Annotated in this window: 10 protein-coding genes and 3 pseudogenes; 6 read left to right on the forward strand and 7 right to left on the reverse strand. The window is 68.1% G+C overall.

The annotated features are described in order from the left end of the window. Window positions 1-100: 100 nt before the first annotated feature. The 3 genes and pseudogenes from QQK35_RS10100 to QQK35_RS10110 all read left to right on the forward strand — a co-directional run bounded on the left by QQK35_RS10100 (window position 101) and on the right by QQK35_RS10110 (window position 3,304). The gene (locus QQK35_RS10100) at window positions 101-994 is read left to right on the forward strand and encodes a dihydrodipicolinate synthase family protein (protein WP_284254044.1); all 894 of its coding nucleotides are present in this window, start codon (window positions 101-103) and stop codon (window positions 992-994) included. A gap of 19 nt (window positions 995-1,013) precedes the next feature. After that, window positions 1,014-2,374 (forward strand): annotated as a pseudogene (locus tag QQK35_RS10105) (L-serine ammonia-lyase). 84 nt (window positions 2,375-2,458) lie between these two features. Then, complete coding sequence (locus tag QQK35_RS10110) at window positions 2,459-3,304, forward strand: DeoR/GlpR family DNA-binding transcription regulator (protein ID WP_284254045.1); 846 nt, start codon at window positions 2,459-2,461, stop codon at window positions 3,302-3,304. Here QQK35_RS10110 and QQK35_RS10115 read toward each other — a convergent pair. From QQK35_RS10115 to QQK35_RS10125, 3 genes are all read right to left on the reverse strand, one after another. Continuing rightward, window positions 3,264-3,995, reverse strand: coding sequence for a carbohydrate ABC transporter permease (locus QQK35_RS10115; RefSeq protein ID WP_284254046.1), 732 nt, complete (start codon window positions 3,993-3,995; stop codon window positions 3,264-3,266). The two genes, QQK35_RS10110 and QQK35_RS10115, sit on opposite strands and share 41 nt — an antisense overlap. A gap of 187 nt (window positions 3,996-4,182) precedes the next feature. Next, window positions 4,183-4,965, reverse strand: a complete 783-nt coding sequence (locus QQK35_RS10120; RefSeq protein WP_284254047.1) for a carbohydrate ABC transporter permease — start codon at window positions 4,963-4,965, stop codon at window positions 4,183-4,185. A gap of 170 nt (window positions 4,966-5,135) precedes the next feature. Beyond that, entirely contained in the window at window positions 5,136-6,281 is a 1,146-nt protein-coding gene (locus QQK35_RS10125; RefSeq protein WP_284254048.1) for an ABC transporter substrate-binding protein, read from the reverse strand. Between the two features lie 501 nt (window positions 6,282-6,782). Between QQK35_RS10125 and QQK35_RS10130 the strand changes: the two are divergent. The 3 genes and pseudogenes from QQK35_RS10130 to QQK35_RS10140 form a co-directional block, all read left to right on the forward strand. Next, window positions 6,783-8,168 (forward strand): annotated as a pseudogene (locus QQK35_RS10130) (aldehyde dehydrogenase family protein); the annotation flags it as partial. Window positions 8,169-8,349: 181 nt separating this feature from the next. Beyond that, a pseudogene (locus tag QQK35_RS10135) lies at window positions 8,350-8,842 on the forward strand (family 4 glycosyl hydrolase); the annotation flags it as partial. 69 nt (window positions 8,843-8,911) lie between these two features. After that, the gene (locus QQK35_RS10140) at window positions 8,912-9,670 is read left to right on the forward strand and encodes a family 4 glycosyl hydrolase (protein WP_284255669.1); all 759 of its coding nucleotides are present in this window, start codon (window positions 8,912-8,914) and stop codon (window positions 9,668-9,670) included. A gap of 18 nt (window positions 9,671-9,688) precedes the next feature. Here the strand turns inward: QQK35_RS10140 and QQK35_RS10145 are convergent, their stop codons facing one another. From QQK35_RS10145 to QQK35_RS10160, 4 genes are read right to left on the reverse strand one after another with little or no spacing between them, the layout of a single operon-like run. Continuing rightward, window positions 9,689-10,618 (reverse strand): flavin-containing monooxygenase, encoded by a 930-nt coding sequence (locus QQK35_RS10145; RefSeq protein ID WP_284254049.1) that lies wholly within the window; start codon window positions 10,616-10,618, stop codon window positions 9,689-9,691. After that, window positions 10,552-11,124, reverse strand: coding sequence for a flavin-containing monooxygenase (locus tag QQK35_RS10150; protein ID WP_284254051.1), 573 nt, complete (start codon window positions 11,122-11,124; stop codon window positions 10,552-10,554). Before QQK35_RS10150 ends, QQK35_RS10145 begins: the two co-directional genes overlap by 67 nt. Window positions 11,125-11,135: 11 nt before the next feature. After that, window positions 11,136-12,839, reverse strand: coding sequence for a long-chain-fatty-acid--CoA ligase (locus QQK35_RS10155; protein WP_284254052.1), 1,704 nt, complete (start codon window positions 12,837-12,839; stop codon window positions 11,136-11,138). 10 nt (window positions 12,840-12,849) lie between these two features. After that, complete coding sequence (locus QQK35_RS10160) at window positions 12,850-13,737, reverse strand: SDR family oxidoreductase (RefSeq protein WP_284254053.1); 888 nt, start codon at window positions 13,735-13,737, stop codon at window positions 12,850-12,852. Window positions 13,738-13,776: the final 39 nt, after the last annotated feature.

The following is a 13,776-nucleotide window of genomic DNA, read 5'->3' on the forward strand; positions in this document are numbered from 1 at the left end:
ACCCCTCGCCATCACCGAGGACAAGGCTCTCGACGAGCGGCGGCAGCGGGCCCTGACGCGGTACTACATCGACGCCGGCGCCGGGGGCGTCGCGGTCGGGGTGCACACGACGCAGTTCGCCATCCGGGATCCCCGTTTCGGCCTGTACGAGCCCGTGCTGCGGTGCGCCGCCGACACGGTGGCGGAGTTCTCGCCCGGCGATGCCTTCGTGAAGATCGCCGGAGTCTCCGGAGCGATCGACCAGGCCGTCGCAGAAGCCGAGGTCGCGGCGGACCTCGGGTACGACGCGGTCCTGCTCTCGCCCAACGCGACCACGTCGCTGAGCGAGGAGGATCTCGTGCGACGGACGCGGGCGGTCGGGGGCGTGCTTCCGGTCATCGCCTTCTACCTGCAACCGGCCGTCGGCGGACGACGCTTCTCGGAGGAGTACTGGACGCGCACCGCCGACATCGAATCCGTCGTCGCCGTCAAGCTGGCGCCCTTCAGCCGCTACCGCACGCTGGAGGCGGTGCGCGGCATCGTCCGATCCGGGCGCGGGGCCGACGTCGCGTTGTACACGGGCAACGACGACACCATCGTCAACGACCTGGTGACGGATTTCCACGTGGGCGCGGCGGGCGAGACGCGCCGGTTCGTGGGCGGCCTGCTGGGGCAGTGGGCGGTCGGAACCCGCGCCGCCGTCGAGCTGTTCGCGACCATCCGGAGCGCGTCGACCGGAGACGACGAGGCGCTGCGTCGTGCCATCGCACGGGGCTCGGATGTGACCGACGCCAACAGTGCTCTCTTCGACACCGCCCACGACTTCGCCGGCAGCATCGCGGGGATCAACGAACACCTTCGTCGGCAGGGCCTGCTGGCCGGGAACTGGTGCCTCGAGGAGGCGGAGGTGCTCTCGCCCGGTCAGGCGGAGGAGCTGAGCCGCGTCCGGAGCGCGTATCCGTGGCTCACCGACGACGCCTTCGTCGCCGAGAACCTCGATCGGTGGCTCGGGTGAACGCGGCGATGGCACGTCGATGAGCCTCAGCACGCTGGACGTCTTCTCCATCGGCATCGGGCCGTCGTCGTCGCACACGGTGGGCCCGATGCGGGCCGCGAAGGCCTTCGTGACCGAGCTTGCGCGCGGCCCGGGCCTCGGCGAGATCCGCCGCGTGCACGTGGAGCTCTTCGGGTCCCTGGCCGCGACCGGTCGTGGCCACGGCACGGATCGGGCCGTCGTTCTGGGACTCGAGGGCGATGATCCCGAGACCGTCGACACCGGGGCGACGGAAGACCGGTTCCACCGGCTGACCGTGCGACGATGCGTGACGCTCCTCGGCACCCATCCGATCGAGTTCGACCCCGATCGCGACATCACCTTCCGTCGATCGGTCGAGCTGCCCGGACACCCGAACGCGCTGACCTTCACCGCGCACGGTCACGACGGGGCGGTCATCCGATCGGACACCTACTACTCGATCGGCGGCGGATTCGTGTCGCGCGGCCCCGGTGAGGACCCGGAGGACGGAGCGCCTGTTCCGCATGAGTTCTCGACTGCGAACGAGCTCCTCTCGATCTGTCGTGAGACGGGGCTGAGCATCAGCGGGGTCATGCTCGAGAACGAGCTGGCGATGCGGAGCGAGACACAGGTACGTGAGGGCATCGCTCGTGTCTGGCAGGCCATGCGCCAGTGCGTGATCCGTGGGTGCGAGAGCGGGGAGGCGGTGCTCCCCGGGCGGCTGCGGGTCCCCCGCCGGGCTCCGGCGCTGTGGTCGACCCTCAGCGAGCGTGGCGACCGGGGGAGGCACGACGCCGGAGAGTGGGTCGCCCTCTTCGCCCTGGCCGTCAACGAGGAGAACGCCGCGGGGGCCGCGTGGTCACGGCGCCGACCAACGGTGCCGCGGGCATCGTGCCGGCCGTACTCCATTACTACGTGAAGTTCGTTCCGGGCGCGACGGAGGAGGGCGTCTTCAGGTTCTTCCTGACCGCTGCGGCCATCGCCAGCCTCTTCAAGAGGAATGCGTCGATCTCGGGCGCTGAGGTGGGATGTCAGGGAGAGATCGGATCCGCGTGCTCGATGGCCGCAGCGGCGCTGTGCGAGGCCCTCGGGGGTGCGCCCGAGCAGGTTGAGAACGCCGCCGAGATCGGCATCGAGCACCACCTCGGGCTGACCTGCGATCCCGTCGGCGGACTCGTCCAGATTCCGTGCATCGAGCGGAACGCGATCGCCGGCAACACCGCGATCACGGCGGCCGGCCTCGCGCTGCACGGCGACGGCTCGCACAAGGTCTCGTTGGACGCCGCGATCCTGACGATGCGTCTCACCGGCGCCGACATGAAGGACGCCTACAAGGAGACGTCGCGCGGAGGCCTGGCGGTCAATGTCGTCGAATGCTGACCGGAGCGGGAGACGCCGGTGAATCCCGTGGAGAGGGTGAGGCGCGGGCAACCGCATTCGACCTCGATCAGGCGCTCTCAACGCATGCTGTCGATCATCGAGAGGCTCACGGAGAGCGGCAGCCTGACACTGGAGGGCCTCTCCGGCGAACTGCGCGTCTCGCCGGCCACCATCCGGCGGGATCTCGCCGATCTCGAGGATCAGCAGCTGCTGCGTCGCACGCATGGCGGCGCCCGGCTGATCGAGGTCGGACATGACATCGAGATCGAGCTGCCGGTGCAGTTGAAGGACGGCCAATTCCGTGAAGCGAAGCGCCTGATCGCCCGCGCGACGGCTCGCTTGATCCGTCCCGGTCGCCACGTCGTGGCGATCGGGGGCGGGACGACGACGACCGAGGTCGCCCGGTTGCTGTCGACGAGGCACGACTTCACCATCGTGACCAACTCGCTCACGACGGCGACTCAGCTCGCGGCGCGCCCGACGCTGCGCGTCATCATGACCGGCGGCGTGATGCGGCCCCACTCGCACGAGCTCGTGGGAGTGCTCGCCGAGAACACCTTTCAGGCGATCAACATCGGCACGGCGGTTCTCGGCGTCGACGGCATGACCGCCGTCCGCGGGGCGACCACGCATGACGAGACGGAGGCGAGAACCAATGGCGCGATGGTGGGCCATGCCCAGCGGGTGATCGTCGTCGCGGACGGCTCGAAGATCGGCCGGGTCACCCTCGCGAGCGTCGCCGGCATCGATCGCATCGACGATCTCGTCACGGACTCGTCGGCCGACGTCGGCGAGCTCGAGGCGATCCGGGCGGCCGGCACGCGAGTGCACATCGCCGACTCCCCTAGCTCCCGATCGCGTTCAGGAGGTGACGCCGCCGGCTATCCCTTCAACCCCGAGACGGACATCGTGGCGACGAACTGCTTCTGAGCAACGGTGAAGAAGATGATGAGGGGAGGGTGGCGATGACGTTGCCCGCCATCAGCAGAGACCAGTCGGTGCGATGGACTCCCTGGAAGTTCGCGATACCCAGCTGCAGCGTGAAGGCATTGGCGTTGTTGATCGCGATCAGCGGCCACACGAGGTCGTTCCACGCGCCGAGAAGCGTGAAGATCGCCAGTGTCGCCAGGGCCGGTTTGGCCAAGGGGAGCACGATTCTGATGAAGACGTGCAGTCGGGAGCATCCGTCGATGAGGCCCGCCTCCTCGAGCTCCGCGGGAATGGAGAGGAAGAACTGACGCATGAGGAAGATGCCGAATGCGGTCGCCAACCAGGGAACGATCGCCGCCCCGAGCGAATTGATCAGGCCCAGGCGCGAGAACAGCAGGTAGGTGGGGATCATCAGCACCTGGGTCGGAATCATGATGGTGCCGACGATCGCCACGAAGAGCACGTTCCGGCCCCGGAACTTCAGCCGCGCGAATCCGTAGCCGGCAAAGCTGCACAGGATCATGTTGGAGACGATGGACGTCGCCGAAACGATGAGCGTATTGCCCAGCCACAGCAAGATGTTGGACTGCTGGAAGAGGCTCTGATATCCGGAGAGGGTCAGGTGGGAGGGAACGAACGGCGGCGGGAACCGCAACAGCTCCGCCGCGGGCGACAGTGACGCGAGGAACATCTGCAGCAGCGGGATCGCGAACAGGATCGCGAGCGGGAGGAGGAGGAAATGCCATCCGCTGAACGGCAGGCGCCTCTTGCGGCGCCGCGTCGCCTCGCCATCGTGAGCCCGGAGGCCGGCCTGAACTGTCGTACTCATTGCACGCGCGCTTCCCGTCGGCGCGAATAGGCGCCGACACCCAGGGTGATCAGGATCGTGACGCCGAACAGCACGTAGGCGATGGCCGACCCGTAGCCGAAGTCCAGCTTGAGGAAAGCGGTGTTCCACAGGTAGTAGACGATCGTCTCGGTCGCATTGAGCGGACCCCGCGCGTCGTCGTATAGACGAGGTCGAAGAGTTGTATCGCCTGAACGAGCTGCCAGATGACGAGGAAGGTCGAGACCGACTTCAGTTGCGGGAGGACGACCAGCCAGAAGGTCTGCACGCGATTCGCGCCATCGATGGTGGCGGCCTCGACCAGTTCCGCCGGGATGTCCTGCAGCGCGGCGAGGTAGATCACGGTCGTGAACGCCGCGGATCCCCAGAGCGACATGATCACGATGACGACCATCGCCTGCTTCTGGTCCGTCAACCATCCCTGAGCAGGGAGGCCGAGGACGTTGAGGACATGGTTGACGATGCCGAACTGGGTGTCGAAAAGGTAGTTGGTGAGCACGCCGGTGGTGGCGGCCGAGACGACGAACGGGACGAAGATGAGCGTCCGGTAGAGCCCGATGAAGCGGATTTTCCGGTTGAGAGCAACCGCGAGGATCATCCCCGCGAACACCGACAGCGGCACGAAGAGGACGACGTAGACCGCGGTGTGGACGACCGCATCCCAGAACTCCGAGTCGGTGATGACGCCCGCGTAGTTGGAGACGCCGGCGAACTCCGGCTGACTGAATCCATTCCAGTGCTGCAGTGAGAGCACGAAGGCCCAGCCGGCGGGGAAGATCGACAGGCCGACGACGATCACGGAGGCTGGGGCCACGAAGCCCCAGCCTTCGAGGGTCTGTCGGACGGTGGCAGCGAGCGACCGTCCGGGGCGCCGTTTCGGCACCCCGGACGTCCGGCCCTTCACACTGTTGCCGACGGTGGTCACCAATGAAGACGCTCCCTATTTCTTCGCGAGCGCCTTATCGGTTGTCGCATCGGCGATCTTCAGGTTCTCCTCGCTGGTCCCCTGGCCCTGCATCGCATGCGACATCGCCGTCCCGACCGCGTCGGAGAGATCCGGGAATGCGCTGATGGAGGAAGCGCCTGCTGGACGTTCGACAGGTTCGCGGCCATCGATTGGAATCCCGGGTACGTGTCGACGGCCTTCTTGAACTCCGGCAGATCGTTCTCCTGCGACGGCCGAAGCGGAAGATTGCCGAGCGCCAGCGAGTACCGCGCATCCTGCGCGGGGTCGGTGAGCCACTTGATGAGCTGGTACGACCAGTAGGCGCGGTTGGCGTCGTGGTTGTCGAAGAGCGCCCAGATATCGGGACCGGAGATCGTGGTGTGCTTGCCGTCGACTCCCGGCAGGTTGACGACGCCGTAATCGGTGTGGCCGGTCTTGAGGTCCGACAGCAGCCACGGTCCGTCCATGATCATCCCGATCCGGCCGGCCACGAAGAGGGGCTCGAACTTCGATCCCGTCTGATCCAGGTAGACGCTCTTGTCCTTGACGGCGAGCGAGTTCATGAAGTCGAGGGTTCCGACGCCGGCAGCCGAGTTCAGCTGGGACTTGGTCTGATCGGCGTTGAGCAACGTTCCGCCGCGCTGCCAGAACTGGGGGAAGAAGCGGTAGGCCGCATCACCCGGATCGACCGGGAACGCCGTCCCGAACGTCTGTGTGGACTTGTCGGTCAGCTTCTTCGCCGCCTGCCGGAAGTCGTCCCACGTCCAGTCATCGGTCGGATACGCGAGGCCCGCCTTGTCGAACAGCGCCTTGTTGTACATGAGGCTGACGACGTCCACGATCGAGGGCATCCCGATGACCTTCCCCGCGGGAGCGGCGATCTTCCTCGCCGACACGGGGAATGCGTCCCAGTGCACATCGGGTGCGGACACCTGTTTGGTGATGTCCAGCATGTGGCCGCTGGCGGCGAGGGTCCCTCCCCAGTACCCGTACGTGTACGAGATGTCGGGCGTGTCGCCGCTGACGAAGGCTGCCGAGATCTTCTGGAGCAGGTCGGTCGTGGTCGGTGCACCCGAGGAGATCTGAATCGTGACGTTCGGGTGATCGGTATGGAACTCCTTGGCCAGCGACTCGAGGGTCTTCTCGGCCGTCTGCGTCTGCCCCGTCCACCAGGTGAGCGTCACGGGCGCGCTCTTATCGAGCTTCGAGCTGCCGCCGCCCCCGCCGCTGCAACCCGCGAGGGTGAGAGATACGGCGCTGAAGAGCGCCAGCGCTGTGAACAGTTTTGCGGTGACCGAACGTTTCATTTTTCGCCTCACTTCGTTGTGCATCCCGGCTCTGCTTCGCGTCGAGATCGGATGGACCGCGCCTGCTGTCCCGCGTCGGACAGGGCTCTCGCGACGTCGGGCTTCGTCATCGTCGACGGGAGTCATGGTCCGCCAGGGCCGATCAAGTGACAACAAAACCGGTCAAAGAGTGCAAACGGAGTGAGCGATTTGATCGTCTCGGCCGTGAGCGATCACAAATGGGCGTATACCTCCGTCAAGGCGTCTGTGACCGCGGTCAGCTGCTGGCAGCGGTTCACGAAGATGCCGAGCCCGGTGCACGTCGGCGTAGATCGAGGGAGATCGTTCCCGGCCTGCCGGGGCTCACTCGAGGGTGGTGACAGGAAGGAACAGCGGCGCATGGATGGGTCGACCCTGGTGAAGGACTCATGGCGGGGCAGCGTGTTCGTCGATGGCGACTACCGTCCGCTCGCTCAGCGCTCCGGCCTCGACGTGCTCGAAAAGGCGACGGGCGACGTCCTGGGTGTAGCCGGTCTCGGCGGCGTCGCCGAGCTCGAGGAAGCGCTGAGGGGTGCGCGAATCGCGCAGCCGGACTGGGCCGCTCAGCCGTACACCAGACGTGCCGAGCTGCTGCGTGCCGTCGCGGCGCTGCTCCAGGAATCGGCACAGAGTTTCACGGAGCTCATCATGCGCGAAACGGGCTCGATCCGTGGAAAGGCGGAGTTCGAGGTGCAGCTCGCGACGGAGGAACTCCTGACCGCTGCGAGCCTCGCGTCGAGCGTCACCGGCGAGATCCTCCCGTCGAGCGATCCCCATCGATTCAGCGTGTGCGAACGCATCCCCGTCGGTGTGGTCGCGTTGATCACACCCTGGAACTTCCCCCTGATCCTCGCCACGAGAGTCATCGCTCCGGCTGTCGCGCTGGGGAACTCGGTCGTGCTGAAGCCCTCGCCCGAGACGCCCTTCTCCGGCGGCCTCGCCATTGCGGACCTCTTTGCCAAGGCGGGCGCACCCGCCGGGCTGCTCCAGGTCGTCCTCGGTGATCAGGAGTTCAGCGAGGCACTCGTGGCGCACCGAGACGTCGACATGGTTCATTTCACCGGTTCGACCGCGGTCGGCGCGAAGATCGCCGAGGTGGCGGGAAGCCAGCTGAAGCGGGTCTCCCTGGAACTCGGAGGCAACAACTCGCTCACCGTCCTCGATGACGCCGATCTCGACACCGCCGTGATGATCGGTGCGTGGTCCACCTTCCACTTCCAGGGACAGACCTGCATCACCGCCGGGCGTCACCTCGTGCATCGTGACCTGTTCGACGGATATGTGGACCGGCTCGCCGAGAGAGCGCGCGCGATCGCGGTGGGCGATCCGAGCCGGGAGCCGGTCGGGCTCGGGCCGATGATCAACCAGCGACAGGCGGACCGCGCCGCCCGCATCCTGCACGACTCCGTGGCGATGGGAGCGACCGTTGTCGAAGGCGGAGTCATCGACGGGCTCTTCTTCCGTCCCACGATCGTCACGGGGATCACGACGGACATGCCCCTGTGGAAGGAGGAGATCTTCGCCCCGATCGCTCCGATCATGTCCTTCACGGATGACGACGAGGCGATCGAGTTGATCAACGACACCGACTACGGCCTCGTGAACTCGGTTCTCACGAGCGACGAAGAGCGCGGGCAACGGCTCGCGCGCCGCATCCGATCGGGCATGGTCCACATCAACGACGCCACGTGCATCGACGAGCCGTCCGCCCCCTTCGGCGGCCTCGGCCGGTCCGGACTCGGGGGCGCATCGGGGGAGCCGCCAACCTCGAGGAGTTCACGGAGCGTCGTTGGATCTCGGCGCAACGCGGCTCGCTCGCCTATCCGTATTGAGGCGAACCGCCGCTCCCTCGGGCGATCAGTTGCCCCGTGCCCACTGTCAACGCGTCGACAATCGAATTGGAAAAAGGTCAAAGGTGTCCGAAACAATGTCTGGGGTCCGGGTCGTCCTCATCGGCGCGGGAAGCGTCACATTCACCCACCAGCTCTCCACGGATCTCTATCGTTTCGACGACCTTCCTCCGCTGGAGCTCGTGCTGTACGACATCAATCCGGATCGGCTGAACTTCGCGCGCGTCACCGCAGAGCAGGCGGCGGCCCGATTCGGCCGGGTGGCCGACATCGTGACGACCAGTGATCGCCGCGAGGCTCTGGCCGGCGCTTCGTTCGTCATCAACGTGATCGCGGTCGGAGGGTTCGCCGCGACGCGGATCGACCTCGAGCTGCCCGCCGCCATGGGCCTTCGCCAGACCGTCGGCGACACCACCGGCGTGGGGAGTGTTCCGCGGCCTGCGGACCTTCCCGGTGCTGTCCGGGATCGCCCGTGACATGCGGGAGCTCTGCCCCGACGCTTGGTTCCTCAACTACACGAACCCGATGGCGATGAACGTCTGGTGGATGTCGGTGGTCGCCCCGGACATCAAGACTGTCGGGCTCTGCCACAGCGTCTACTGGACCGTGCACGACCTCGGTGAGCTGCTCGGCGTGCCGATGGAAGGCACTCATTTCCGCGCCGCCGGTGTGAATCATCTCTCCTGGCTCACGGAGTGGTCGCACGACGGCGAGGACCTCTACCCGCGGTTCCGCGACGCGATCCGAGCCGATCCCGGCCTGGAGCGGCGGGTGCGGGTGGAGGTCATGAAGCGGATCGGGTACTACCCCACCGAGTCGAGCTTGATGACGGCCGACTATCTCCCCTGGTTCCTCCGCTCCGACGAGCAGATCGAGAGGTTCCGGCTCGAGCCGCTCAAGTACATCGACATCTCGCTCCACAACATCGCCGAGTTCGAGGAGGCGCAGGCGGCGCTCGACGCCGGCCGGCCGCTCCCGTTCGAGGATGAGGGCGCGACCGAGTACGCGCCGCTGGTCATCCATTCGATCCTGACCGGAACGGAACGCGAGATCCACGCCAACGTCGTCAACGACGGCTATGTGACCAACCTCCCGGACGGGGCCGTGGTCGAGGTGCCGAGCCTCGTCGATGGCTCCGGGGTGCACCCCATCCGTTTCGGCGACATCCCGGCGGCAGGCGCCGCTCTGGACCGCACCTACCTGTCCGTGGCCGCGCTCACGATCGAGGCCGCGCGAACCGGCAACCCCGAGATGGTCCGGCAGGCCGTCCTCATCGATCCCAATGCGAGCTCGACGCTCACCCCGGAGCAGATCTGGACGCTCTGCGATCAGCTGACCGAAGCCCACGCGGATCTGCTTCCCTCGTCGCTGGGGGACGCCTCGAGGCCTGACGGGTGACGGTCGGGGGAGCCCCGGTCACTCCCAGAGGTACTCCGCGGGATCGAACCGGCGCACGGTGCGTGCGAAGGTCGCGGCGGCGTGCGGCCAGATCGTCGGGTTGGCGCCGCCGGCATCCTGGTAGTAGCTGACGCAGCCGCCGGTCTGCCAGACGGATCGCGTGAGCGCGCGGTCGAGGCGATCGGCGTAGTGACGCTGAGCCACTGGGTCGGTCTCGATGGTCCGGGCGCGCCGCGCCTCGAGAGCGGCGAGCGCTGCGAGCACGTAACGGATCTGCGACTCGATGACGTACACCATGCTGTTGTGCGCAAGCGCCGTATTCGGGCCGACGAGCAGGAACAGGTTCGGGAACCCGGCGACCGTCGTCCCGCGCAGCGCGCTCGCGTGCGGTCGCCAGTGCTCGGCCAGCGTGCCGCCGCGCGAGCGGATTCGCGTCGCGATGGGCTGGGCGGTCACGTTGAATCCCGTCGCAGCCACGAGTACGTCGGCGCGGTGGCGGGCGCCGGCGGCGGTCACGAGGTAGGCGCCGTCGATCCTCAGCACGGGCTCGGTCACGAGACGCACCTCGGGTGAGGCGAGCGCCGGGTACCAGTCGCTCGAGATGAGCACGCGCTTGCAGCCGAGGCGGAAGCGCGGCATCACCTGCTCCCGCAACGTCGGATCGGTGATCTGCCGCCGCAGCGACCGCCGGTAGACGGCCTCCGCGACCCGCCCGATCACGGGCGTGGCGAACCCGGGGAAGCGCGCCTCCGCTCCCGCGAAGACCAGGGCGCGCGCGAGGCGCTGCCGCCACGGCCGGCGACGGAACGCCCGGCGGCGGCGGTCGCTGGTCGGCGGGTCGTGCCGCGGGATCACCCAGGGCGCGGTGCGCTGCAGGACGATCACCCACGCGCCGCGGGGCCGGAGCTCGGGAACGAGCTGGATCGCGGAGGCTCCGGTGCCGAGCACCGCGATCGTCTTTCCCGCGACATCGAGGGCGGGATCCCACCGTGCCGTGTGCAGCCGCGGGCCGGGGAACGTCTCGACCCCGGGATGGCCGGCCAGGCCGGGTCGATGAACGGGCCGGACGCCGAGACGAGCACGTCGGCCGTCCAGCTCGCGGCATTCGTCGCGATGCGCCAGACGGCGGCTGCAGCATCCCATTCGCCCGACTCGACCTCGGTACCGAACCGGATGTGCGGCGTCACCCCGAAGCGGTCGGCGACGTCGCGCAGGTAGTGCAGCAGCTCCTCCTGCCGCGGGTAGCGGTGGCTCCAGTCCGGGTTGGGTGCGAAGGAGAAGGAGTACAGGTCGGCCGGGATGTCGCAGGCCGCCCCGGGATAGACGTTGTCGCGCCAGGTGCCACCCACCTCGCGTGCGCGTTCGAGGAGCACGAAATCGGTCACGCCCGCACGGAGGAGGCCGCACGCCATCCCGATGCCGGAGAAGCCGGCGCCGATGATCGCGACCCTCACGGCGGGCATGGTCAGCCGTCGTTCTGCACGTCGTCCCGCTGCAGCAGCCGATCGCGCACCTGGCGGCGGATGACCTTGCCGATGAGCGACTTGGGGAGCTCGTCGACGACGTAGACGTGCTTCGGCGCCTTGTAGTGCGCGAGGTTCTCCTTCGCGTAGGCGATGAGCGCGTTCGCATCGACGTGCTCGCCCGGCTTCTCGACGACGGCCGCGGCGACGTGCTCGCCGTCGCGCTCGCTCGGGATGCCGACGATCGCGATATCCGCCACCGCCGGGAATCCGCGAAGGGCGTCCTCCACCTCGGAGGGCGAGACGTTGAACCCGCCGGTGATGACGAGGTCCTTGATGCGGTCGACGATGGAGACGAAGCCGTCCTCGTCGATGCGCACGATGTCGCCGGTGCGGAACCAGCCGTCGACGAACACGTCCGCCGTCTCCTCGGGCTTGTTCCAGTAGCCGGAGAAGACCTGCGGGCCGCGCACGACGAGCTCGCCCTTCTCGCCGAGCGGCATCTCCCTGGTCGGGTCGTCCGGGTCGACGACGCGCACCTCGGTGTTGGGCAGGGGCAGGCCCACCGTGCCCTCGCGGCGGTTCTCGGCGACCGGGTTGGCCATGAGCACGGGGCTCGTCTCGCTCAGGCCGTAGCCCTCCACGAGGTAGCCGCCGGTCGCCTTCTCCCAGGGGCTGATCACGGACTGCGAGAGCGGCATCGCCCCGGAGATGGCGATCTCGATGCCCTCCAGCGAGACGCCCGCCTCCGCGGCGGCCTTCGTCAGGCGGTCGTAGATGGGCGGGACGGCGGGGAGGAAGGTCGGCGGATGCCGCTTGACGGCCGGGAGGACGAGATCCGGATCGAACTTCGGGAACATCACCAGCCGCGCGCCCATGCTCATCGCGAAGGTGAGGCAGAGGGTCAGGCCGTAGGCGTGGAAGAGCGGGAGCACGGCGTAGACCACGCAGTCGCCGCGTGTGATCTGCGGCACCCACGCGCGCGCCTGCGCCGCGTTGACCCCGAGGTTGAGGTGGGTGAGCGTCGCGCCCTTGGGCATGCCGGTCGTGCCGCTCGTGTACTGGATGAGCGCGACGTCGTCGACGGTCGGTCCGGGCACGCTCGCCTTGATCGGCACGTCCGCGAGCAGGTCCTCCCACGGAAGGGCGTCGTGCACGCGCTGGGTCAGCTCGGCGCGCTGGGAGCGGGCGCGCGCGACGGGCAGGCGCAGCAGCATCCGGAGCCGCAGCGGCATCGCGCGCGTCATGTCGACGGAGATGATGCGGTCGACGGCGACATCGTCGGGGAAGGCCTGGATGTGGGGCACCATCTTGTCCCACGCGATGACGACCTTCGCGCCGTGGTCCTCGAACTGGTGGCGCAGCTCGCGCGGCGTGTACAGCGGGTTGTGCTCGATGACGATGGCACCGAGCCGCAGGATCGCGTAGAAGGCCGCGACGTGCTGCGGGCAGTTGGGCAGCACGATGGCCACGCGGTCGCCCCTGCGCACGCCGAGCCGCCGCAGGCCTTCGGCGGCCCGGTCGATCTCCGCACCGAGCTGCGAGTACGTCCACTCCCGTCCGAAGAACTCGATCGCGGGGCGCTCGCCGAACTCGGTCACCGACGCCCGCATGAGGTCGGAGAGCGACCCGGTCGGCATCGGGATCTCGTGCGGCACGCCCTCGGCGTAGGAATCGAGCCAGGGCTTGGCCGGGTCCGTCGTCATGGGGGTCAGCCTAGGCAGTGCGCCGCCCGCGAGCGATGTCAGGCGATCGAGGTCCAGTAGGGCTCAAGGCGGCGCTCGCCGACCGGCGTTCCGACGGCGTCGAGCGCCAGGGACTCGACGAAGAACCGCGCGAGGTTGGCGGCCCGCGGCGACGCGCGCTGCGCCAGCCACTCGAGGCCGTGACCGACCCCTCCCCGACGCGCAGGATCCGCGGCCTCTTGCCGGCCACGCGGAAGGCGAGCTGCTCGAGCTCGCGGTAGCTGAAGACGTCCGGCCCGCCGACGTCCCAGCTGCCGGCCGGGCCGTCGAGGCGGTCGACGATGAAGGCGGCGAGGTCGGCGCCGTGGATCGGGTTGATCCGCGTCGCGCCATCTGCCAGCGTGAAGCCGATCCCGCGCTGCGCCATGCGCAGGAAGTCGGTCATGTCGGAGAAGTACCCGGATGGGTTGATGATCTGCGGGGTGACCGTGCTGCGCCGGAGGGCCTGCGAGAACGCGAACTTGGACCGCATCGTCACGGAGTTCCCCGCTTCGGAGCGCATGACGTTGACGTAGGCGAACGAGCGCAGACGGTGCTGCTCCGCGTCGGCGAGCACGAGCAGGTTGCCGAGGAAGTCGATGTTCCACGGACTCACCTTCTGCCGCGTGACGCCGAGCGCCGAGACGACCCGATCCGCGCCCGCGCACGCGTCGGTCAGCGTGGCCGGGTCGCCGAAGTCGACGATGCGCCATTCGGCGACGCGGTCGCGCAGCGCCGGCGCGTCGTACGCACCGGGCGCGTCGGCCTTCTCGCGCGACCGCACGAGGGCTCGCACCCGGTATCCCCGCGCGTCGAGCTCGGCGACGACGTGCCGCCCCACGTAGCCGGTGGCTCCCGCGACGACCACGAGCTCACTCATTCCGCGCGCCTCTATTCATGTACCACATGGTACAGGAAT

This window comes from Pseudolysinimonas kribbensis (genome assembly GCF_030161895.1).
In the GTDB taxonomy this organism is placed as follows: Bacteria; Actinomycetota; Actinomycetes; order Actinomycetales; family Microbacteriaceae; genus Pseudolysinimonas; species Pseudolysinimonas kribbensis.